This window comes from Alloacidobacterium dinghuense (assembly GCF_014274465.1).
In the GTDB taxonomy this organism is placed as follows: Bacteria; Acidobacteriota; Terriglobia; order Terriglobales; family Acidobacteriaceae; genus Alloacidobacterium; species Alloacidobacterium dinghuense.
In genome coordinates this window covers 1,628,540-1,652,601 of record NZ_CP060394.1, presented here as the reverse complement: position 1 = coordinate 1,652,601, position 24,062 = coordinate 1,628,540, and the positions used below count along the sequence as shown (strand labels likewise).

The window sequence follows — 24,062 nt, the reverse complement described above, 5'->3', positions numbered from 1 at the left end:
TAAGGCGACCAGCCGATTTCTTGTCTGCGTTCGGCTATTAGCTATTTCCCCATCCTCTTAGTGTAATCTTTGTGTTTTACACATCAATTCAATTCCTTTCGAGGAGCAGCCTTTTGACCCGTCGTGCTCTCGCCAGTTCCCTTTGCCTGTCCGCTCTCGCCGTTACCCTTTCCGCGCAAAATACCGGGGCGCCTCAATCCGTCTTCGGTTATCCCGATTTCTCAGCGCAGGCAAAAATCGATCAGCAGTTCCTCGCTGTTCCCGATGCGAAACTCGCCGGCGAAGAATTGAAAACGCTCACCGCGGCGCCGCACATTGCCGGATCGAAGGAAGACCACGACACCGCCCTCTACGTTGCAGAGAAATTCAAAGCCGCCGGCCTCGACACCTCTATCGTGACCTACAAGGCATGGATGAACCTGCCCAAAGAGATCCACGTCACCGCAACCGACGCCAACGGCAAAGTGCTCATGAACGGCCCCACTCCCGAACACGTTGACGGCGATCCTTTCGACGACGATCCGCGCGTGGTCACCGCCTTCAACGGCTCTTCACCTTCCGGAGACGTGACCGCCGAAGTCGTCTACGCCAACTACGGCCGTCCAGAAGACTTCAAAAAGCTCGACGACCTCGGCATCAGCGTCAAAGGCAAAATCGTTCTCACCCGCTATGGAGGCAACTTCCGCGGCGTCAAGGTCTACATTGCGCAGGAGCGCGGCGCAGCCGGGGTCATCATTTACTCCGATCCCGCCGACGACGGCTACTTCAAGGGCGACAAGTATCCCAAAGGCCCCTACCGCCCCGATACCGGAGTTCAGCGCGGCGCGGTGCAGTACCTCTTCAAGTATCCCGGCGACGCCAGCACTCCCGGCACCGCCTCCACGCCTGATCTGCCCGAATCCCAGCGTCTGAACCCGGCAACTGCGCCCAACATGCCGCAGATCCCGTCCACGCCCATCTCCTATCACGACGCCGCGCCCATCCTTGCAGCCCTCACAGGCCCAAATGTTCCCCATGAATGGCAGGGCGCTTTGCCCTTCGCTTATCACGTCGGCCCCGGCGGCGTGAAAGTCCACATGGACCTCAAGCAGGACTTCGCCTACCGCGACATCTGGGACGTGATCGGCAAAATCCCCGGAACCGATTGGCCCGATGACTGGGTCGTCGCCGGAAACCATCGTGATGCCTGGGTCTACGGCGCAGTCGATCCCAACAGCGGAACCGCCGCCATGTTAGAAGCCGTGCACGGCATCGGCGCCCTTCTCAAATCGGGATGGAAGCCGAAGCGCACCATCATCTTCGGTAGCTGGGACGCGGAAGAAGAAGGCCTGATCGGCTCAACCGAGTGGGCTGAAGACAACGCCGCTGCGCTCAGCCACGCCGTCGCCTACTTCAATACCGATGTTGGAGTAGCCGGACCAAACTTCGACGCCTCCGCCGTTCCATCGCTCAAAGAGTTCGTGCGCGTGGTCACAAAGGAAGTCCCCGCCGCCAAAGGCGGAAACGTTTACGACGCGTGGAAGAAGAGCCAGTCGGAAGGCGAATCGCGCCGCCACTCTGCCAACGAACACCTGGGACAGGGCGCGCATCAGAATCCAGACGTCGAAATTGGCGACCTAGGCAGCGGCTCCGACTACACGCCCTTCATCCAGCATCTAGGGGTACCATCAACCGACATCGGCTCCAGCGGCCCCTACGGCGTCTATCACTCCGTCTTCGACAATTACAACTGGTTCATCAAGAACGCCGACCCAACCTTCATCTACGAGCAGCAGCAAGCGCGGGTCTTCGGCATCGAAATTCTGCACATGGCCGACACCGATGTACTTCCATACGACTACGTAACCTACGGTAAAGAGATCACCGAGTATCTTGAAGCCGCGAAAAAGAAAGCCGACGAATCCAAGGTCACCGGACTCGACTTCGCCCCTGCACTCGCCGCAGCAAAACACTTCACCGCCGCCGCTGAGGCCGTCTACAAGAAACAGCAAAGCCTCCCCGCCAATCCAGCAGACCTGAATACACAGCTGCGCCAGGTGGAAGGAGATCTGCTCTCACAGGCAGGCCTGCCCAACCGCACCTGGTACAAGCACACCATCTACGCTCCCGGCGAATACACCGGCTACGCCGCCGTTGTCATCCCCGGCGTAAATGAAGCCATCGACGCCAAAGACAGCGCCCGTGGTGCAGCCCAACTCACCGCGCTGACTGAAGCCATCAACCGCGCCGCCTCTACACTGGAGACAGCCGCAAAATGAAGAGATGAATGAAGTGAGGGTGCCCCAGGTCTCCGGGTGCCCCAGGTCTCGATTTTGAGACCTGGGATAACTTGTCCTGAACTACAGATGAGCGAATGACCGGTCCTGCACGTCAAACATTCGCGTATATCCTGTTTCGCGGGGATGGGAGGTGTGCCCTATGCATCCGGCGCGGCTGGTCCTTTTCGCCCTTCTCACAGCTACGGCTCTTTCAGCACAGAACGCAGACACTCAACCGGATGGCTTCACGATTCTGCAGCAAATGAGCGATCACTACGCCAAAGCCAGCGACTGGTATATCCAAGCCACGGAAGAGCAAACGACAACAACTGACTATAGCCGCCAGTGGGCGAAAACAATCTTGATTGGAGCCGCATCCGGCAACAGGTACCACTACGAGGGCCGTTCGGAATTCGGGTCGGCCCTCCACATCTCCGATGGCAAGACAGCTTGGGATCTCCGTCTAAACGAGCATGAGTACACACAGGCACCGGCACCTGCCAATGGTTATCAGCAGCCCAAAGGATGGCCGATAAATGACCAGACCGCGCAACAGGCGATATATCTGAAGAAAAAATTTGCAGGGTTTTCCAAGCACTACAATTCCGCTACCCGCCTGCCGGACGAAGTCATCTCCCTGAACGGATCTGAGATTCCTTCTTATGTAGTGCAGGTTACGCAGGCACAGCGGAAGGGCCAACAGTCAGCGGAAACTTCGCGCGACGAAACTCTGTGGATTGACAAAGCCACATGGACAGTAAGAAAGACCGTTGAACATACCAACACCTTCCTTTTTTCAGGTTCCGCTCAAGTCCCTTTGGTCGAAGATACAGTGACCACATATGAAACAGCCCAGTTGAACTCTCCTGTACCGGAAACGCTTTTCCACTTTGAGCCTCCCCCCCGATGCGAAGCTGATCGCAAAGTTCAGCGATAACCCGTTCGGCCCGGACATGACAGGTGAAACCGCGCCTGACGTACAACTCGTCGCAGCCGATGGCAAGCGGACACCACTCTCGTCGTATCGAGGCAAGCCAGTGTTACTGGATTTCTGGGCAACATGGTGTACACCATGCGTAGTGAGTATGCCCAAACTGGCTGACCTTAATCATGATGCCGCGTCGAAGGGCCTGGTGCTGCTGTCAGTGGACGAGGATGAGGAAGAAAAGACGGCGACGGATTTCCTGGCCAAACACCAGTACACGTGGCCCAATACCCACGACGACGGAAAGATCGGCGATGCTTTTAAGAAGCTGGGAATACCGCTCGTTGTACTGATCGACGCACAGGGAAAGATCGTCTTTTACAAATCAGGCGAGGACGATGCCGGATTACGAAAAGTTCTCGCCGGACTCAGTCCTCAATTCGCTTCGCTGGCTTCGACTCAGAAGCCCCAGCCTTGTGAAACAGCTTCAAAATGAGCGGCGGAGTGCGCGAGACGGTAACGAAGAGCCCGGCTCACGCAGCCGCCCGCTCCACCGGCGTTCGCTCCGTAGATAGTTCCTCGAGGCTCTTGCCCTTCGTCTCAGGCAGCGTGAAGGCCGTCACCAACAAGCCTAATAAGCTGGCCACCGCCGCAGCCGATTCCGCCGCCAGCAGCCCTTTCCAGTGCATGAGATAAGGAAAAAGAAACACCCCGAGAAACCCTCCCAGTTTACCCATTGCAGCAGCAACCCCATGCGCGGTCGTTCGCACCCGCACCGGAAAAATCTCCGAAGGATACACAAAGGTCGTGGCATTCGGCCCAAACTCGGTAAAGAAGAAACTCAACCCGTAGATACAGAGAAACGGAATCGCCATCTTCTGAACATCCGGAATAAAAGCGAGCAGCGCGAAGGTCACCGCCATCATGGAGAAGCCAAGGCACTGGATCGTCTTTCGCCCGAGCCGATCCATCGTCAATGCTGCAATCGCATATCCTGGGACCGCGAAGACCGCAAAGATCCCAAGCTGCGTCAGCGTCTTCTGTAACAACGTATGGTCGCTGCTCAGCGCGGAAAGCACCAGAGGGCTCGAAACGGTATTGCCGTAATAGGCCGCGTCCATCAGAAACCACGCCGCACTCGCGCCCACAAGCCGCAAGAGCAGCTTTTCATCAGTGGCCAGCCGATGGAATCCATCCCAGAAAGAGACCGATTGGCTCACAGGCTGCCCTGTAGCGATGTCCACGATCTTTCCCGATTCGTCTTCTTGTTTTCCGTTCGCCTGCAGGAAACGCGGCGTCTCCTTCAGCTTGCGCCTTTGCCAATAAACCGCCAACGCAGGCACGGCGCCGAAGGCAACCAGAATGCGCCAGATGATGTCATGCGAGAGATGCGTCGTAAGCAAAGCGGAAGCAAAGAGCGGTCCCACAACCAGACCAGCAGCCTGCATCGCGAAAACAAGTGTCACCATCATCCCCCGGTGATTCTTGCCCGCATACTCGCTCATGATCGTCGCACTGACCGGGTAATCGCCGCCGATGCCAATTCCAAGAACGAAGCGCAGACCGATAAGCCACAGAATGTTCGGCGCAAAAGCACAGGCAATCGCCCCCGCGGCAAGCACCAGAACCTCAACCCCATAAATTCGCTTGCGCCCAACCATGTCCGCGACTCTGCCAAACAGCAAAGCGCCCAGCGCAGAGGCCAGCAGCGCAGTCGATTCCACGAGACTTTCTTCGAGGTGTCCGACCTTCCATGTTTCCTTGAGCAGCGTCATGACGACGCCGATGATGAACAGGTCGTAGGCATCGGTAAAGAAGCCCATGCCCGAGATAAACATAATCTTCCAGTGGTGGCTTGAGATCCCCGCGTTATCCATTTCCGAGAAGTCCGGTGCAGTGGAAGCATGTGCCATAACAAGGCCCTCTAGAAGCCGAGATGCCTTGAAGCAATCGAGTGCGAGTTACAGCCGTGTTAATTCACGACTAAGTTCAGGCTTATGTTAAAAAAGCAAGGGCCGGTGCAACCTTCGTTCATAAACGAAGCACTAAGGCGTTTTTCGTTGGGAGCGTGATTTGATCCGTGATTTGATCTATGACGTAGTCATCGTGGGCGGCGGCCCAGTCGCCTTATTTCTGTCCTGTGAACTCCGTCTCGCGGGCGTTACCGTCCTAGTTCTCGAAACCGGACGGCTTCGCCTGGGCCACAGATGGCCAACCCAACTCCGCCGTCACAGAAGCGATGACACACTGGCTAGGCAAGCGTTGAAAAAATCAAAAGCTCAGCGATCGGATAATTGAATCGGATTTCCATCCGGATCTTTGCCATCGCAAAGACAGAACACTTCCCCCTGACGCACCTTCCCGAATTTCGCACCCCGCTTCACCAGCGTTTCTCGTAGAGCAGCAACATCCTCGGCGTGGAACACAATCTTTGGCCCCTTACGCCCCGGCGACGAAGGCCCGGAGTGCAGCGCGATCGTTGCTCCGCCTGCTGCAAACTCCCTCCAACCTTTTTCAATCGAGACTTGCTCCAGCGCAAGCACCTGACCGTAGAACTTACTCATCGCATCCATCTGTGCGGTAAACAGAATCACGCGCGCCATTTTCATGAACAATCTCTCCCGATGGTGTCGCCAGTCACAATAACAAGGGAAACAATCGGCCAAGTCTGGGTAGTAACCCCGCAAGTACGACGGCAAATCGCTTTCGCAGTGCCGACTTGGGGTTACTCATCCCGGAGCGGCAACTCTACGAGATCATGGATAACCATAGGCCAGGTTGTCGAAGCGCAATGCATGACCGTTTGTAAAGTCGAATACCACCTGAGAACATGGGTCGCGCCAGTCTGTCCTCAAACGAATAAGCTGTTTTGCCTTGATCGTGAAGGAAACTTCGCGATTCTCCGGCGCATGCACCGTCAATGTTGCATCCTTATCTGCGTCGTTATAAACATCCACGCCTGCAAAGATGCGCGGCGCATAAAACTTAAATTCTGCCTGCGTCGCTTTTGGATCCGACGTGACAAGCGTAAAGGTTCCGAACTTTCCGAATGGCGTGCCAGTCTTCCACTCGCCGCTTCCCCAATCAATCACACCGGAAGGATATTGACCGAGCAGGGGTGTTCCCGCAGGAAGATGAGGATCGTCAAAGGTGATGAAAGAAGGCGGAGCCTGTTCGCTCTTTCCCTGAATGTCTACATCTCTGGAGCTGGTGTGGCGTATGGAGAGCGCGTGTGTTTTTTCGTCAAAGGTATATCCCTCGCGCTGCAAATCATCGTGCCGAGAGATCGGCCTTCCACCGACATTTATGGAATCAGGAACAAAGTTCAGGCGAAGTACATCCGTCGAATCCATGTCGAAAGTGGAATACGTGATTCTGCCTGCACCGTACGCAATTTTTGTGACCACGGAGAGAGAGCCGAGCAGATGCGACTCGTCGGCCGGAGCCCATTCGGGTACGGCCCAGAAGGCATCCATCATCCTGCGCGGCCCATCCGCAAATTCATCCGTAAACCACCACTGCGTGCTGAAGGGAGCGTGCGCTGCGGCAGGAAGTCCCTGAAAATATGTGACCCAGTTGTAAGTGCGATATGCAGCCTGCTTGTAAGCGATGTCTCCGGTCTTGGCGTAGTAGAGGGCTTCAACGGCAGCAAGCCTTGAGCTATGGCTGTCACAGCACTGGTTCGGCAGATTGCAGCAGAATTCTTTTCCGCTCCCCTGCTCGGTTGTGACCATCGCGCCGTGCACCATATATTTGGGCCACTTCGGTGTGGTCTTCACCCAGTCAATCAGGTGTCGCGCATGCTCGCGCCACTCAGGGTCCTTCTCGGGGTGCAGGAGAACATAGCGCGCAAATTCCAGCGGAATGACCTGGTTCATGTTATCCATGCTGCCCGCCACGTCCTCAAAGTAGCCAACCCAAAGGTTGTTGCGCATCGGGTATTTCATCAGCCACGCCCATGCACCCTCACGAACCCGCTTATACGAGGCAGTATCTCCCTGATCCAGTCGAAGCAATTCGTCGAACAGCATGACCGGCTCAACAACGTTTGCGGAGTAGGGAAACATCCCTTTTCCGTTTTTTAGACTGCCGTCGCGCGCATGGCATCGATACGGCCATGGCGAATTGTTTTCATCGCCCGGCTTGAAGTTCTTGACCAGAGCGTCGGCGCAACGAATCGCCGCGTGCAGATACTTCGTGTTCCCCGTCATCTCGTAGAACCGGAGATAGGCATAGCCATCTTCCCCGACGACGTGGGGTTCTACAAAATCCTCTCCATGCTGGCTCCAGCCGGTGTAGCGTTTGCTGCCGGGATTTGCCGACGGATAAGGCACCTGGGACCAGGCATAGCCTTCGGGAGTTGTGCCATTCTCCAGTTCGTAATCGACGAAGTTCTCAAGGAACTCCAGCGTGTGCGGGTCACCCGCATAGGGATACAGACGTTCGATAAAACCCTGCATCATCGCACGTAGATAGCCCGTCGAATTGACCCAGTGCGGGTCGGGGATCAATTCAAATGTCGTGCGGTCAAAATCGAAACAGCAGAAATAGTAGGGCAGCCTCTGACGATTGTATTGGTCCCACACAATCGCCCACTGCGAGAGAAAATATGCGGAATAGGAGTATCCAGTGTTATCCGGCATCGGCCACGGCAGCAGCTTTCCTTCGCTGTCCAATGCAACGGGACGCCCCGCGATAGTTGACTCGTCTACCGTCGAGATGACGGGAAAAGGCTGCTGTCCAACAACCGGCGGCACGCTTAAAAAGACTGCAATCAACACCCTCGCCAATCCAGTAGATTTCTTCATCCATTTCTTCATTCGTGGATCAGCACCTGTTACGCACAATCTTTGCGTTTTGTCGGTCCGTCAGGCTCATGGTGATTGAGTAGAAGCTGCAATCCGTGAGTCCATAGTATTCGCCCAGCATGGCAGGCCTAACAACTCAGAATCTATTAGCAATGAATAACGCCCTTCTCGTTAACTCCTGCTTGCCGCCAAACCAGAAACGGCATCGCCGAATGAGGGTCCTGAATTGGCGTCTAGAGCATGAAATGGGGTTATCGGTAATTAAAAACCTGGTAGAGACTCAAATTGACACACCGCCCAAGATCCGTATTCCATTGAAGTTCTAACCTCAATCGTGCTACCAATGGGTGCACGTTTTTGCTGTACTGTTGAGAGTCGTCAGACCAAACTCGGGATTTTCGAGACAAGCCATAGATGAACATTCTGCTCCTCTCCATGCCGGACTCCTTCGAACACATGCCGACGGTCGCCATCCGTATGCCCAACGGCGCGCTCGTCTCCCTCGCCGGCAATGTCGATCCGCACCACAACGTGGCCGTGGCCGATCTCATTCTCTGCCAGGACAGGGTACGCGAGACAGTCACGAGACTGGTCAAAGAACACAAGCCTGACGTCGTCGGCATGTCTGTTATGACCTTTCAGCGCCGCACTGCGGCCCGCATAGCCGACCTCGTCAAGACCCTGAAACCGGATACGAAAATCGTCGCCGGAGGATACGACCCGAGCCTAGCCTTCGAAGACTATACCGCCCTTCCCGTCGATTTCATCGTGCGCGGCGAAGGCGAAGTGACCTTCCGCGAGTTGCTGCGCGCCCTCGAAAACAAATCGTCGCTCCACTTCATCGCCGGTCTATCGCACAGGGAAAACGATCGCTGGGTCCACAATACGAATCGCGCCATTCATCGCCTTGAGGACAACGAAATCCGCCTGCCCAACCGCAAGGCGCGCGTCCTGTCGGGCTACACCATCATGGGGCGCCAGGCCGACGTAATCGAGACCTCGCGCGGCTGCACCTTCGATTGCAGTTTCTGTTCCATCATCGAAATGCGTGGCCGCAACTTCCATACCTACTCGTTCGACCGCGTCATTGCAGACATTCGAGACGCCCGCGACCATGGCGCCGAAACCATCTTCCTCGTCGACGACAACATTACCCTCGACGTCCACCGCTTTGAGGGCTTCTGTAACGCCATTATCGAGGCCGGCCTCAACAAGATCGACTACTTCGTCCAGGGCATGACTTCCGCCATCGCCAACCACGGCGAAACCCTTGCCCCGCTCATGCATAAAGCCGGCTTCCGCTACGTCTTCCTCGGCATCGAAAACATCCTTGAAAGCGATCTGACTTTCCTCAAAGCGTCTTCGAAAAATACGGCGAGAGACAAAGGCAAGAAAGTCGGCAACGCCACGCTCAAAGCCATCGACTACCTGCACAAGAACCACATGTTTGTGGTCGGCGGCCTCATCGTCGGCAGCCCCGACGACACCCTCGAATCCATCGAAGCCAACATGGAGTTCGCCAAGAAATACGTCGACTGGCCTTACATTCAGCACCCCACGCCCTACCCGCGCACTCCCATGACCAAAGACTTTCGCGACCAGGGCCTCATCGCCAACGAGCAGCTCCATGAATACGACGGCACCACCGCTGTCGTCCGCACCAAGCACCTCTCCGCCGACCAGATCGAATATCTGCGCTGGAAGGGCGAGCGCGGCATCAAGACCAAGCACATCCTTCCCGTCATCGTCCACGACCCGTGGTTCGTCCTCCGCAACGGCCGAAAAATGATGAAGCACACCTATCGCGGCAGCACCTGGCGCAACGTGCTGGGCCTTGAAAGCGACAGAAAAGCCTTCAGCCGCTACAAGGAAATCCGCCGCCAGGAACGCGAATACCTCTAACTCCGCAGCGCGTAGACATGATTTGTCATCGTGAGCGAAGCGCCACAGGCGCGTAGTTGTGCTTGGGATCGGTCCACCAATGCTTCTCTGGCCTCTTCGTGCAGAAGACATAGGTGAGTGACTAAACCGCATCGACTTGAATTGTCGTCGACTTCGCCTTCCACGCTCCTAGAATCACACCCATAACCACCATGCCGATTAGAGAAATGCCTGTGTTGACCGCGAGAATCCGCAGGCCTTTCTCCTCAAACGCATATTCCGCCGACCATGTTGTGAGCACAAATCCAATCCACGCGACGATAGCCACCATCGCGCCGCGAAAGACATTCTGCTTCCCCGTCATCTGCGTAAACCACGAAATCGCCGCCGCCATCACCAGGTCTGCGAAGAATGCAATCAAGTAAGCAAGCGCCACGCTCGCTCCCTCCTGGTGCAGCTGCTCCGCAGTTTTTCCAATTCCCGCCAGCCATTCATTCATGAACACGGTGAACCACACCGCCTGCATGCCGAAATACACAAGCGCCGACACCAGAATCGCAAGATAATTCAGCCGCACCTTTCGCGTCTCAAGCATCTGTCGTCCCCTCTCTCGAAGTCAGTCAGCGATTGTACCCGACACGCGGATGGCTCTAAACATGAAAAAGCCCCTTCCATCCCAGTGGAAGAGGCTTTCATCACAAATCTTGGTCGTCGTCGCTTACAGCGTCTTCTTCGCAGCCCTCGATGAAGGATGCGTCCTCGGCTTCTTGCCGTTAGCGCGCTTTCCCGGCGTCTCAATAATGCCCCGCATCCAGAAGTTCCCTTCCGGATCGACTTCGATGCCATGCACCTCGCGCTCGAAGCCCGGAAACTTCTTGCTGAATTCTTCCTGCGCCAGTAGAAACCGGATCACCGGACTGTTCGCATCGCCCAGCCTTTCGCCCGGCATGCTGATCGGAATCCCCGGCGGATACGGCACCAGCATCACCGCCGGAATGCGCCCCGCCATCTCCGTCAGCTTCACCTTCTCCGTGCCTTCTCGAATCAGCTTCTGGTAAGCCGCCGCCGGCGTCATCACCGGATTCGACTCCACGTCAAACGCCTCGTGTAGCAGCCCCGGCAGGTTCATCTCCTTCATCATCGCGTGCATCTCGTCGCTCAGCTGTTTCAGGTCCATCGTGCCGTAGCGCTCTGGATACTTCGCCACCAGCTGTGGCAGCGCATCGCTCAGCGCTCCCTCCTGGTCGTACAGCCGGCGAAACTCAAAGAGCGTCTCCAGCAGGCTTCCCCACTTGCCTTTACTGGTGCCGACTGAGAAAAGCGTCAGGATCGTGTAATCGCCGGTACGCGCAATCTCCACGCGCCGCGAATCCAGAAACGCCGTCAGAATCGTCGCGGGAATGCCCCAGTCGCTCATATTCCCCTGTGCGTCGATCCCCGGAGTCAGGATCGTGACCTTCGTCGGGTCCAGCAGCACGTAATCGTCGGCAATATCTTCGTCGCGATAGCCGTGCCACGTCTCGCCCTCCTTCAGCGTCCAGCACTGCGAAGACTGCGACAGCAGACTGTCCGGAGCGTCTTCAAAGCGGAAGGTCTCCCCGTTCGCCGCATCCTTCACATAATCCGGCTGGAACATGCCAAAGAACCAGCCGCCACCCTCTTCCGCTTTCAGGCGGTGCGCCACCGAGGCCATCGCCTTGCGGAACGTGATCGCATCCTGAATCGTCTCCGTCATCAGCGTCGATCCCGCAGGCTCGTCCATCATCGCCGTCGCCACATCAATCGAGGCAATCATCGGATAGAACGGCGACGTCGTGCCGCGCATCATAAACGACTCGTTGAATTGGTCGAATTCGAGAGGAGCCCTCGGGCTCAGCTTCACGTGAATCATCGAAGCCATCGAAAACGCGGGCAGCATCTTGTGCGTCGACTGCGTGGCAAACAGCAACGGACGCTCCGGCATCTCATCCGGCACATCCATGGCAAAGCGCCCGCGGTAAAGCGGATGGAACTTCGCATACGCATACCACGCCTCGTCAAAATGCACGCGCGGCGTGCTCTTCGCCAGCTGCTCCACTACAGAATTTACGTGATAACAGAACCCGTCATACGTGGAATTGGTCACTACCGCATAGCTCGGGCTCTTCGAAACCGCGCCTTGCGCAAACGGGCTCTTATCGATCATCGCCTGGATATTCTCCGGACGAAAACGCGCCAGCGGCACCAATCCAATCATGCCGAAGCCATTGCGCGTCGGCTTGAAGTACACCGGCCGCGCGCCGGTCGCAGTCAACGAGTGGCAAATGGACTTGTGACAATTCAGATCGGCCAGCACCATCTCATCGTGCGCAATCACGCCCTGCCCAACAATCTGGTTCGAAGTCGACGATCCATTCAGCACATAGAAGGTCCAGTCCGCGCCAAAGATGCGCGCCGCATTCCGCTCCGACTCCGCCGGAGGCCCGATGTGGTCGAGCCACGAGCCAAGCTGCGCCGTTGAAATGCCCAGATCGGACCGCAGCAGGTTCTCGCCAAAAAACTTGTGAAAGGCCATCCCCACCGGATGCTTCAGGAAGGCCACGCCGCCCATGTGTCCCGGCGCATCCCACGAATACGCGCCCTGGTCCGTGTACTTCACCAACTCGCGGAAGTACGGCGGCAGAAGCTGCTCCTCGTACCGCTCCACGGCAAAGTCCACGCGGTTGGCAATAAACGCCGGAGTATCGCCGAACAGGTGAATGTACTCGTGCACCTGCTTCACCACTTCGAGCGGCAGCTCGCTCACCAGCGTGCGGTCGGCAATCAGGAAAATCGGCAGCTTCTTGTTGCGGCGACGCACTGCGCGGATGATGCGCAACGCCGAGCGCTCGTCAAATTCTTTGTTCTCCGGAAGATCCCAGTCCAGCAACACGGCGCTCTGCGACGGGTCGGAATTCACCAGCGCCAGCCCGTCCTCGGGTGTAGCGGTTCGCACCACGCGAAAGCCTTCTTTTTCGATCGCCTCCACCAACCGCTCCATGGCGCGGTCAGAGACAGAATCGGTCCCGCCTGCTTCACTCGCGATGAGCAGAACCCACCGGCCTTCTTCCATGTATCTATATCTCAACCTCGTTTTCCTACTTTCCTACTCTATGCGCTCAAGCGGCGCAGGGATTCTCCAGCTTCTTGAACAGCACGTTAAATTTTGTTTTGGATCGCCCGCTAAGATTGTCATCCTGACCCTGAAATGGAATGAAGGGGCAGGACCTGCTCATCTCAGAAGCCTGGTCATCATCCAACTGGCAGTCGCACAAAAAATGCCGGAAATACAGGACATGATTGGAACACATATCAATGGAAAGACTGCCCAGGAATCCTCTCTGAATATCCGCGTCGCTGAGAAACCGAAAACCGTTACAACAGGTGAATCCGCTCCAGCCCAGTAAATCGCTACCGCATACAGTTCAAGCAGTACAAAGGATTGCATTGCAATTGCGATCGCCAACGGGTTCCAGCGTCGTCCTGGCTCCGGAAAAAACATGGGGCGAATCCACGTAGGAAGTGCAATCAATGTGATCGCACACGCCATTTCAATCGGTGCGGCAAGGTAGGCTTGTGGAGGCTTGCCCGGGCCGTAAATCCAGGTAATCACCGCCACGCAACTCAACCAGAAGATGATCGCGAGAAAGACAATCCCTGGAATTGCGGTGTGCCTCGATGGGCCGCTAAACGACAGGCCGATAAATCTTGTCAAGCCCACTTCCTGAAAGAAAATTTGCAAGTCGCACTAGATCAATCACTTAACGCAAGCGCAATTTGGCGTGTTTATTCGCACAATTCTTTACAATAGAGATAAGGGGAGAATTTATCCAGTCGGCAACGTGGAAAAGATCAACCCAAGCAGAATCAATAATTTACGCGGGCGCTACGTATTTTCAATAATTTACAGGTGAAACCTCAAGTAGATTCTCCCATAACTCGCTTCGGATCAGGAATATAGCAAAAATATGGGGGGAGGGTTTTCAGGTAGTCTCCTCGACCGTATCGCCCTCGCCTGGAGCAAGAAACAGATTCGCCTCCAGCCCATGTTGCCGCGTGTAGAGATCGTAGTACCGCCCGCCAAGGGCATACAGGCTCTCATGCGTTCCACGCTCGATAATTGAACCGCCCTCGACGACCAGAATCTGGTCGGCACGGCGAATGGTCGACAGGCGGTGCGCAATCACAAAGGTAGTGCGCCCCTGCATCAGGTAGCTCAGCCCGTGCTGAATCATCTGCTCGGACTCTGAATCGAGCGACGAGGTCGCCTCGTCCAGAATCAGAATCCGCGGGTCGGCAAGAATCGCGCGCGCAATCGAAAGCCGCTGGCGCTGCCCGCCTGAAAGCTTCACACCGCGCTCGCCGATGATCGTGTCGTAGCCATCGGGAAAACGCTCGGCAAACTCGTCGACGCGGGCGATGCGGCAAGCTTCAAGAAACTGCCGCTCGGTCGCGTCCGGATACGAGAACACCACATTCTCCCGAATGGTCCCGTCGAAAAGAAACGACTCCTGCAGCACCACGCCAAGCTGGCTGCGATAGTAGTCCAGCTTGACCGTCGAAAGATCAATACCGTCTACCAGCACCCGCCCTGAATCCGGGTTATGGAAGCCGCAAACCAGGCTGATGATCGTCGACTTCCCCGAACCCGACGACCCAACCAGAGCCGTTACCGTGCCCGGCCGTGCCTCAAACGAGATGCCATGCAGCACCGGCTTGTCCTTCTCATAGCTGAAGCGGACGTCGTCGAACGCAACGTCACCGTTGATTTCAGCGAGTGTTTCCGTGCGGTGAGGGTCGCTGAACTCATCCATCTCGTTCAGGATCTCGACCGTTCGATCCATCCCGGCAACTGCCTCCGTGAGTTGCGTGCCAACGTTCACGATTTGAAAGACCGGAGCGATCATGAAGGCGAGAAACATGTTGAACTGGAAGTAGTCGCCAAGCGTTATCCGCTGCGCCAGCACCTCGCGCCCGCCCAGCAGCATCACGATGGCGCCCACGATCCCCATGACAGTCGTCGCCATAAACGACATGGCGCTCGTAGCCGTCAGCGAGCGCATCACATTGTCGAGCAGCCGCTGCACTCCCTGGGCAAAAACCCCGGCCTCGCGCGATTCGGCATGGTAGCCCTTCACCACCCGCACACCGCCAAGCGATTCAGTCAGCCGCCCCGTCACTTCCGCATTGATCTTGCCACGCTCGCGGAAGATGGGACGAATCGTCTTGAAGGCCCGCCGCAGTATGAGAACGAAAAAGCTGATGATAGCGAACACGATCAGCGTGATCTTGCGGCTCGTATGCATCAGCAGACCAAACGCCAGAATCGCCGTCATAATGCCGCCCAGAAAGTCGACCAGCCCCGTTCCAATCAGGTTCCGGACGCCTTCCACATCCGTCATGATGCGCGAGACCAGATTGCCTGTGCGGTTGCTGTCATAGAAACTGACCGGAAGCAGCCCGATATGCTGCTGCACCTGCTTGCGCAGCTCAGCGATCATCCGCTGTGCCGCCTTTGAGAGGAGTTGTGTGAGTGAGAACGATGTGGCCGCCTGAATCGCGGTTGCCGCAAAGACGACACCGACGAGAGGAAGCAGCTTTTCAGGGTGATGCGGGCGCAAAACCGAGTCGATGAGGTACTTGGTAGAAGCCGGCAGTACCAGTCCAGCCACGCGATTCACGGCCATCAGGCAGAGACCGAACAGCAGCAGGCCGCGTCGCGGACGAACCAGCTTCCAGATTTCCGGAAGCACCTTCTTGAAATCGGTTTTTTTCTTCGGCTGATCACCCGCCGCCGCGCGAATAGCGCTCCGGTGTCCGCCGCTGCGCTCAGCCTTCATCGACATCGAACCCGGCCGCATAGAACCCATAGAAACCTAAGCCCGCGCCCTGCGCGCGGCTATAAACGAACGCACACAGAAAATGACAAAAATCAGCAGCAAGACCGACATTGCCGTAGCTTCTTCAATGGCTCTTGGCCGAGGATATTGCCATCCCTGCAACATGCGAATGTACTTGTAAACATATGGAATGGTTGACAGAAAACCCAATAGCCCCACAGTCACCGCAATATGCATGAAAAGCATGCGCTTCTTCGCATCCTCAGTAATCGCAAGGAAACCAAGGATCGCAAGAATCAAACCTACAAAAGCAGGAATCAGAGCCGTTGGAGCATGATGCCCCGTAGCAACAAAGCCGAAGATGCCAAGAAGAATCAGGACAACGCCGTAGCAGACCGTAGTTTTTGCCATGCCTTAAGAGAACGCCTCCGCTCATCTAAGCATAGAGCATCGGAAGGCGCACACTCTCCAGACGCACCGGAAGGCCGCAAGACTCAATTTGTTGTAGTCGAAGTCGCAATCCCCAGTGTCTCCAGAACCTTGCGACCCGCGACTTCAGGGGGCTCTAAAGCGGACACACGCAGCGCATTTGCTGGAAGTTCCAGCGTTGCAATCTGGCTGTCAAGCAATTCCGCGGGCATGAAATGGTGCCGCGCATGCATCCGCTGCGAGATGACTTCCTTCGGAGCTTCGGTCAGGATAAATCGATACGCCTCGATGGGCAGATCAGCCGTCAGGGTCTCGCGATACGTCTGCTTCAGCGCCGAGCACGTCAATATGCCGTCTTCACCGCGAAGATGCCACTTAGAAATCAACTCATGCAGTGTCGCCAGCCAAGGTGCGCGATCTTCGTCCGTAAGAGGAATACCAGAGTGCATCTTTTGTCGGTTCGCTTCGCTGTGATAATCATCACCCTCAGCAAACTGCCAACCGGTAAGCTTCACGAGCATCTGCGCCAACGTCGTCTTCCCCGAACCACTCACACCCATCACGATAAGGATCATGCTTTCCCCTGCTGCCCAACCAACTGCTTCACATCGTTCACAATCTGATCTGGTGTCCAGTCATTCGTTGGATACCACTTGAAAACCTTACCGTCCGGCCCGATCACAAGCGTCGAGAGCGAATGCGTAATCGTGCGATCTTTCTCAGGCGTCGCGCCCACGTCAAAGAACCGCAGCACAGGAGCCAAGTCGGCTTTGCTCGGCGCGGCAAAATCCCAATGATCAAACGTCTCGTTCGTATATTTGCCAGTGTAAGAGGAGCCATAGCTGCGCAATACCTGGGGCGTGTCGTAATCGGGATCGAAGCTCACACTCAGCAGGTGGGTTTTTTTGTAGAGTGCCGGGTCTGCGGCAAGCGCTTTATCGATCTGCGCAAAGTTGCGGCTCATCCGCGGACAGAAATCCGCTAGCGGACAGCGCGTATAGATGAACGTCATCAGCAGCACCTTGCCTCGAAACTGCGCCAGACGAATCTGCTTATCGCTCTGGTTCAGCAGGTGGAAATCAGGCAGCTGATCGCCAGGCTGAATCGGATGGTAAAAGAAGCTGGGCTTGTAGTCTGGCTTAGCCTGCGCAATGACGACAATCTCATCCAGCAAGTCTGACTTATCCGTCGCGATCAGCGTAGCCGTGATGCTGTCGCCGGGATGAAGTTCGCTGATGATCGAGGGATTCTTGAGTTTGTATGGCATCGTCATTGCGTCCATAAAGCCGGGAATCGCAGCTGCATCCAGAACAATCTCACCATGCGTCGCATCAACGGTCACAATCTTGCCGCGCACGGGATAGTGCTTTGCGTTAGCCTCACCCGACGCTGACTGCGCAACTTCTGAATTCGTAGGTTGGCGGCAACCGATTGGAAGCACGCAAAGAACTGCAACAGCTACACACAAGGACAAAAAAGACCGGGTCACAGCTCAGTTTACACTTTTAGAGTGCTCCCACTATTTGACTCGCAGCCACCGCCAAACTTGACGGATGACATTCTGAATGCTCTCGCAGGCGGTGCAGTGGTGATCACAGCAAATGCCCGCGCGGCACGTGCTTTGATACTGAGACATGGAGAGCACCAGCGAGCAGCTCGTCTCTCAATGTGGTCGACGCCGGCAATTTTCGATTGGGATACCTGGCTGGCTCGTCTTTGGCAGGAATACAGCTTTTTAGACACAAGTGCTCCTCTGTTGCTTACGTCGCTTCAGGAACAGACCTTATGGATGCATGTGCAACAAAGCGATGCAAATCTTGTCGTGTCACCCGAAGCACTAGCCTCCCTGGCTCAAAGCGCCTATGCGCGCCTCAGTGAGTATCAGCAGCATGAGAGACGAAGCAACGCCTGGTTTGAGTCGGATGCAGAACACTTTCGCCAATGGACAAAACAATTCGATCAACTCTGTAGCAATCACAACTGGGTGAGTCGCAGCAAAATCGAATCTCTAGTCTCTCAAGCATACCGAGCCGACACTCTGCCCAAACACGTTCTTCTGGTGGGCTTCGATCATTTCACACCGGCCCAACAATCACTACTACAACACCTCCGCGATGCCGGTATCGTGGTTGACGTAGCCCTGCCAGCACCTGTGAAGACCGCTAACAAGTTGCTTCTTGTCGCAAACGAAGCCCGCGAAGAATTGCTCACGTGTGCCGAGTGGTGCAGGCAAAGACTGGAGAGCGACCCAAATATCCGTATTGGTGTGGTCGCGCCGGATGTCAGTAATATTCGCGCAGAAGCTGATCGTGTCTTCCGCAACGTGTTGATGCCACAATCTCTCGATCTGGCAAATGACACGGCGGCGATGCCGTTTGAATTTTCGCTCGGCACACCACTGGCAACGATCCCCCTTATCCGCGCAGCACTCCTTCTGTTGCGTTGGATCAGCGAACCGCTGCTCGAAGAAGACATTTCGTGGCTCCTGCTCTCGGGTTTCTTTCACGGCAACCGTGGCGAGATTCTCGATCTGGCAAAGCAGGATTTTAAGCAACGCGATTCCGGGGCATTGTCCCCTGAAGTCTCGCTCAGAGCCTTCGTTAAGCGCAATGCTTCAACTCATTTTTCCAAATGTCTGGCAAAACTGCTGAAAGCGACTGACGAAGGCCGCATGCAGACGAGCACTCACGCCTATGGGAGTTGGAGCGAACTGGTTACTCGATTCCTGCAACTCGCGGAATGGCCCGGTTTCCGCGCTCCCGATAGCGTGCAATTCCAGGCACAACAACGCTGGCTCAGACTGCTGGACGAAATCTCTCTACTCGACTTCGCTGGCCGGACAATCACTTATTCAGAATTTCTACGTACTCTGGACAGGCACGCCAATGAGACGACTTTTTCCGCGGAGTCCCATCACGCTCCGATACAGATCCTTGGCGCTTTTGAATCATCTGGGCAGACGTTCGACGCAATCTGGTTTCTCGGTGTCGATGATACCCGGTGGCCGCAGACGGGTAGGCCACATCCGCTGCTGCCGCTTACACTGCAGCGACAGGCAAGGATGCCGCACTGTGATGCCGCCACCGACACCGAAATCGCTCTCATCGTGACGCGGCGGATCGCGGACAACGCTCGGGAGTGCATTTTCAGCTATGCGCGGCAGAACAAGGAGGGTGAGCTTCGACCCTCTCCAATCCTTGCTGCGATCTTCGACGACAACATAGATGCGGTCTCGGCTGCCGAGTTTCGCGCGCGAATCGGTGTCCCAGAATCCAAACCTTTACATCTTGAGTCCGAGTCGGCGATCGTTGCCTCGCAGATTGCAGCTTGGCCAGTCGAGCGCGTCGCGGGCGGTGCGGACGTACTGAGAGATCAGTCGGCTTGCCCGTTTCGCGCATTTGGCATGCGCAGACTAGCCGCGCAGCCGCTGAACCGCACGGAGTGGGGTCTTGATGCGGCGCAACGCGGAAGCTTACTGCATTCCATTCTGGAAGCCATCTGGTCTCCTGAGACGCCTGAGCCGTTTCGCATGATCTCTCTCGACGACCTCAAGAGTGTGGTAGCAGCGCAACGTCTCGATGAAGCCTTACGCTATCACATCGGAAATGCTTTTCGGAGACTCGTTCATGAGCATTCAGAAGATAGCTGGATGCAGGCTTACCTTGAGTCTGAACAGCAGAGATTACTTGTCCGTCTGCACGATTGGATGATGTACGAAGCAATGCGTCAGCCTTTCATTGTTGCGAAACGAGAGGAGAGATTGAGAGACGTAAGCGTCGGTGAGTTGAAGCTGAACCTGCGCGCTGATCGCATCGACGAGCTTCCTGACAGTTCGCACGTTCTCATTGATTACAAGACCGGGGAAGTATCACCGTCAGCATGGAAGGGAGAGCGACTCGATGAGCCGCAGCTCCCTCTCTACGCGGTGCACGGAAACGTCGAGCGAGTCAGCGGACTTGTTTTTGCGCAGATTCGAGCTGGCAAACCAGTATTCGTTGGTCGCGCCGCAAATGCACATCAAAATCTGATGGCTGATTTGACTGCGTCGAGCTCACTCGTCAGTCAGCCCTATGACAACAACATGCATGATGCGTGGCAACAGGCGCTGCACCAGCTGGCAGAAGAATTCCTGCACGGTGAGGCATCCGTGGATCCCAAACGCCGCGCCGACACCTGCATGTATTGCGAGCTGCCGGGTTTGTGTCGTGTGGCAGAAGCCGGTCTGGCGAATGAACCCGATGAGTCGGAGACCGAGAATGCCTGACCTTCGCCTTACGCCTCCTGACCAAGGCGCACGCGACGAAGCGCTGAGCACTGAGGCGTCCTATATTGTGCAGGCACCCGCCGGCTCTGGCAAGACTGAGCTGCTTACGCATCGCTTTCTCAAGCTGCTTGCACATGTGGATGAACCGGAACAGATTTTGGCCATCACTTTCACTCGCGCGGCAACAGCAGAAATGCGCTCACGCGTGCTGAAGAAACTGGAAGAGGCGGCCAGCAGCCGTGTTTCGGATGCCGATGATGTCCTTCTCGTATCGGCGCGGGCCGCGCTGGCGCACGCCGAGAAGCGAGGCTGGAATCTGCTGGACCAGCCTCACCGTCTCGACATCCAGACGATTGACTCGCTCTGCATGCGCGTCGCCCACGAACAACCGTTGCTGGCACGCATGGGTGGGCAGCTACAACCGCAGGAAAATGCGCTGCCACTTTATCAGAATGCGGCACGTCGCACGCTTGCCAACCTTGGTGGACGGAATCGTGAGTTGCATGCCGCACTCACGCAGTTTCTTCAGTTGCGCGATAACAATCTGCAAGATACGCAGCGCCTCATCGCGGAAATGCTGGCGCACAGAGATCAGTGGATCCACACGCTCCCGCTGAATCGTCAACTCACCGCAGAAGACTGGGATGAGGCACGCTTGCAATTCGAAGCGCCCTTCCGTCGTGCGATCAATCGCGTTCTGAGGAAGGTTCATACCATTCTCAGCTCAGAAGCGATCGTTGCAGATGAGTTGGTCGAATTGGCAAGCTATGCGGCTCGAAACCAGTCAGATATCGATCTTCGAGCGATCTCTCACATACGCACTTTACCCGGGCCGAATGAAAAGTTCTTTGATCAGTGGATATGTATTTGCTGTCTTCTGCTGACGAAGAGCAACGATGCATGGCGCAAGCAAGTCACAGCGAAAGAAGGATTCCCTCCATCAACAATCCGCCGCAAAGATTCGGTCGAACAGCAATACAAAGATCGGATGATGTCGCTCATCGGCCGTCTTTCACAGTACGATGGACTGCGCGAGTCTCTTTGCGCCATCCGTAATTTACCACCACCTCGATATGACAGCGATCAGTGGCAAACACTACGGAATCTATTTACAGTTCTTCACTACGCAGCCGCTGAATTGCGTGTTCTTTTTGCGGAAGAGAACGCAGTCGACTTCGTAGAACTCGGGATATCCGCGCTGCATGTACTTGAGCAGGAGCATCCGAGCGAACGTGTTCTCAGCGTCAGCGAGCGTGTGAGGCACTTGCTCGTAGACGAGTTTCAAGACACATCACGCCGCCAACACTTGCTCGTGCGCGCGCTGCTCCGCGCATGGAATCAAGGGGACGGGCGCACCTGTTTTTTTGTAGGCGATCCAATGCAGTCGATCTACATGTTTCGCCAGGCCGAGGTCGAGTTGTTTGAACAAGTGCGACAGCATGGCGTCGTGACTGCCGGGCAGCAGCATCCTTGCACACCACTTCAACTCACTGCGAATTTTCGATCGCATGGCGGACTGACCGATCCTTTGAACGATTACTTTGACAAGATCTTCGCCAGAACTCGTACGGCAGGCGCTGCCGCTGTTCCGTTCTCTGCGTCCCAGGCTGTCAGCAAGGCGCTTCCCGGGAAATCCATTCATCTTCATCCACAGTTCGTGCCACGCGGAGACGAAGATGCGCTTGCTGAAGCGCGTGAGCATGAAGCAGAGCAACTACTGTGCACGATTCAGGAACATCTGCCACGTGTCCAGAAAGCGGCACTTACTGCGGATCCCGATAAGTCCTACACGGTTGCGGTGCTGGCGCGTGCGCGACAACATCTGGCGTTGATTGCGCAGAAGCTGCATGAGAACAATATTCCCTTTCGCTCCGTTGAGCTGGAGACACTTTCTGAGCGGCAGGAGATTCTCGACCTGCTTTCACTGATCCGCGCACTGCTGCATCCGATGGATCGCATTGCGTGGCTGTCAGTGTTGCGTGCGCCATGGTGCGGACTGACGCTGCAGGATCTGTATATTCTCTGCGGGAGCGATGACAAGCAGTTTGCCCTTCATCCAGTGCAGCAACTCATCGAAGAACGTTTGCCACTGCTAAGCGAGGATGGACAGGAGCGGTTGCGTCGCACATACGCTGTGCTGACGCGGGCGCTTGAGGTTCGCTATCGGATGGATCAATCTCCTTCATTGGCGGGGTGGATTGAGCGGGTGTGGCATAGCCTGGGTGGCCCCCTTTGCCTGGACGAGCAGCAGCGGGAGAATGTGCGCGTCTTCTTCACAATGCTCGATACCGTCGCGCCGGATGGGATTGAGTGCCTGAGCGAAGGGTTCGATCATAAGCTCAGCCGCCTGTTCTCCCAGCCTGACCCGCGTGCCAGCGAGCGGTTCGGGGTGCAGTTGATGACCATCCATAAGGCCAAGGGATTGGGGTTTGATGTGGTGCTGGCGCCGGGCCTGGATCGAAGCACTGGCCGTGACCGGCAGCAGCTGATCTGCATGCTGGAGCGGGTGAGTATCGACAATCCGGATGTGGATGAGTTGCTGGTGGCGCCCATCGGCAGCAAGGGCGAGGATACGCATCCGCTGTATCAGTGGGTGCGGAAGCAGCGCCAGATGCGCGAGGATGAAGAGCGCAAGCGCGTCTTCTATGTTGCCTGCACGCGGGCGCGGCGCGAACTGCATCTCTTCGGCACAGCAGTGATTGGCCTCAAAGGCTCGCTTGAGCCTGGATGGCCGGACAGCTTGCTGGCTACAGCGTGGCCTGCTCTACAGACGGAGTTTGAATCGGTCTATCAGGCACAGTCGAAGCAGATTGTCATTCCGTTTCCGTCGGCTCCGCAGCCGGGCGTGGTGGACATTGCGGCGGTTGCTGCTCCGGCGCATCCTCCGCTCGTTTTGCGGCGCTTGCCCTCCGATCTCGTCATTCCGGCCGCTAGAGCAAATGTAACTGTCGCGAGCACATTGTCCGGTATTGCGGATGATCGTGAACCGTTCGAACGACCGGAAGGGTCGCGTCAACAACGCGTCATTGGCAGCGTGATTCATGCACTTTTGGAGCGTTTAAGCAGGCTTTTCGTGCAAAATCCGGGGATTTCAGGCGGTGAAATACGCACGCTGCTTCAGCCGCAGGCTACAACCATGCTACGGGCTGCCGCCTTTCCTGCAGATCAGTCGGCGGCAACACTGACCGATATCCTCGCCGCGGCGGAGTCATCGGCTGCGGACGCGACTGGACGCTGGCTGCTCGGTCCGCATCCGGGGGCGCAGTCGGAGGCATCGTGGACAGGGTGGGTCGATGGCAGATTGCAGACGCTTCGGGCGGACCGCGTCTTTCGCGCGGGGGCTGAACCGCTCCAGGAAGGTTCGGACTATTTCTGGATAGTGGATTACAAGACTGCGCTTTATTCCGGGACTGATATTGAGGGCTTTCTTGCCGAGCAGCGCACGTTCTATGAACCACAGCTTGCGTCGTATGGACGCGCACTTTGCCAGCTTCACGGAAAGAATCTAGCATTGCGGTTTGGGCTTTATTTTCCTCGAATGGGTCGATTCAGGCATTGGGCGGGCTGACCTCCCCCTCCCCCATGTTTCGGTTCCTCTTTCCATATTTTTCAATCACTTACGGGGGGATCATCCCCCCT

17 protein-coding genes are annotated in these 24,062 nt (G+C 56.2%); 7 read left to right on the top strand and 10 right to left on the bottom strand.

From position 1 onward, the window contains the following. Positions 1 to 113: 113 nt before the first annotated feature. The 3 genes from H7849_RS06575 to H7849_RS06565 all read left to right on the top strand — a co-directional run bounded on the left by H7849_RS06575 (position 114) and on the right by H7849_RS06565 (position 3,679). Positions 114 to 2,258: a M28 family metallopeptidase gene (locus tag H7849_RS06575; protein ID WP_186745136.1), complete on the top strand. Its 2,145-nt coding sequence runs from the start codon at positions 114 to 116 to the stop codon at positions 2,256 to 2,258. Between the two features lie 160 nt (positions 2,259 to 2,418). After that, on the top strand, positions 2,419 to 3,195 hold the full coding sequence (locus H7849_RS06570; protein WP_186745134.1) for a LolA family protein: 777 nt from the start codon (positions 2,419 to 2,421) through the stop codon (positions 3,193 to 3,195). Next, a complete protein-coding gene (locus tag H7849_RS06565; protein ID WP_186745132.1) occupies positions 3,149 to 3,679 on the top strand; it encodes a TlpA family protein disulfide reductase in 531 nt (176 codons plus the stop codon). The genes H7849_RS06570 and H7849_RS06565 overlap by 47 nt, the downstream gene beginning before the upstream one ends. Before the next feature lie 37 nt (positions 3,680 to 3,716). Here the strand turns inward: H7849_RS06565 and H7849_RS06560 are convergent, their stop codons facing one another. Continuing rightward, a complete protein-coding gene (locus H7849_RS06560) occupies positions 3,717 to 5,096 on the bottom strand; it encodes an MFS transporter (protein ID WP_186745131.1) in 1,380 nt (459 codons plus the stop codon). A gap of 160 nt (positions 5,097 to 5,256) precedes the next feature. Here H7849_RS06560 and H7849_RS27055 point away from each other — a divergent pair, with 160 nt between their 5' ends. Then, the gene (locus H7849_RS27055) at positions 5,257 to 5,481 is read left to right on the top strand and encodes an FAD-dependent monooxygenase (protein WP_349627456.1); all 225 of its coding nucleotides are present in this window, start codon (positions 5,257 to 5,259) and stop codon (positions 5,479 to 5,481) included. Here the strand turns inward: H7849_RS27055 and H7849_RS06550 are convergent. After that, positions 5,463 to 5,792, bottom strand: a complete 330-nt coding sequence (locus tag H7849_RS06550) for a VOC family protein (protein ID WP_186745129.1) — start codon at positions 5,790 to 5,792, stop codon at positions 5,463 to 5,465. The two genes, H7849_RS27055 and H7849_RS06550, sit on opposite strands and share 19 nt — an antisense overlap. A 147-nt stretch (positions 5,793 to 5,939) precedes the next feature. Then, positions 5,940 to 7,991, bottom strand: coding sequence for a hypothetical protein (locus tag H7849_RS06545; RefSeq protein ID WP_251106655.1), 2,052 nt, complete (start codon positions 7,989 to 7,991; stop codon positions 5,940 to 5,942). A 414-nt stretch (positions 7,992 to 8,405) separates the two neighbouring features. Here H7849_RS06545 and H7849_RS06540 point away from each other — a divergent pair, with 414 nt between their 5' ends. Next, positions 8,406 to 9,893, top strand: coding sequence for a B12-binding domain-containing radical SAM protein (locus H7849_RS06540; protein ID WP_186745127.1), 1,488 nt, complete (start codon positions 8,406 to 8,408; stop codon positions 9,891 to 9,893). 121 nt (positions 9,894 to 10,014) lie between these two features. On the opposite strand, the gene H7849_RS06535 is transcribed toward H7849_RS06540, so the two are convergent. From H7849_RS06535 to H7849_RS06505, 7 genes are all read right to left on the bottom strand, one after another. Then, positions 10,015 to 10,467 carry a DUF1761 domain-containing protein gene (locus H7849_RS06535; RefSeq protein WP_186745126.1) on the bottom strand — a complete coding sequence of 151 codons (453 nt, stop codon included), beginning with the start codon at positions 10,465 to 10,467 and terminating at the stop codon, positions 10,015 to 10,017. Between the two features lie 123 nt (positions 10,468 to 10,590). Beyond that, positions 10,591 to 12,978, bottom strand: coding sequence for an Orn/Lys/Arg family decarboxylase (locus tag H7849_RS06530; protein ID WP_251106654.1), 2,388 nt, complete (start codon positions 12,976 to 12,978; stop codon positions 10,591 to 10,593). A gap of 144 nt (positions 12,979 to 13,122) precedes the next feature. Continuing rightward, a complete protein-coding gene (locus tag H7849_RS06525) occupies positions 13,123 to 13,605 on the bottom strand; it encodes a hypothetical protein (protein ID WP_186745125.1) in 483 nt (160 codons plus the stop codon). Between the two features lie 268 nt (positions 13,606 to 13,873). After that, on the bottom strand, positions 13,874 to 15,760 hold the full coding sequence (locus H7849_RS06520) for an ABC transporter ATP-binding protein (RefSeq protein WP_186745124.1): 1,887 nt from the start codon (positions 15,758 to 15,760) through the stop codon (positions 13,874 to 13,876). Between the two features lie 6 nt (positions 15,761 to 15,766). Beyond that, positions 15,767 to 16,141, bottom strand: coding sequence for a hypothetical protein (locus H7849_RS06515; RefSeq protein WP_186745123.1), 375 nt, complete (start codon positions 16,139 to 16,141; stop codon positions 15,767 to 15,769). An 83-nt stretch (positions 16,142 to 16,224) separates the two neighbouring features. Continuing rightward, positions 16,225 to 16,734: a gluconokinase gene (locus tag H7849_RS06510; protein WP_186745122.1), complete on the bottom strand. Its 510-nt coding sequence runs from the start codon at positions 16,732 to 16,734 to the stop codon at positions 16,225 to 16,227. After that, positions 16,731 to 17,600, bottom strand: coding sequence for an SCO family protein (locus H7849_RS06505; RefSeq protein ID WP_251106653.1), 870 nt, complete (start codon positions 17,598 to 17,600; stop codon positions 16,731 to 16,733). Before H7849_RS06505 ends, H7849_RS06510 begins: the two co-directional genes overlap by 4 nt. Positions 17,601 to 17,705: 105 nt before the next feature. Between H7849_RS06505 and H7849_RS06500 the strand changes: the two genes are divergently transcribed. Next, positions 17,706 to 20,423, top strand: a complete 2,718-nt coding sequence (locus H7849_RS06500; protein WP_186745121.1) for a PD-(D/E)XK nuclease family protein — start codon at positions 17,706 to 17,708, stop codon at positions 20,421 to 20,423. Beyond that, positions 20,416 to 23,991, top strand: coding sequence for a UvrD-helicase domain-containing protein (locus tag H7849_RS06495; RefSeq protein WP_186745120.1), 3,576 nt, complete (start codon positions 20,416 to 20,418; stop codon positions 23,989 to 23,991). Before H7849_RS06500 ends, H7849_RS06495 begins: the two co-directional genes overlap by 8 nt. Positions 23,992 to 24,062 lie beyond the last annotated feature (71 nt).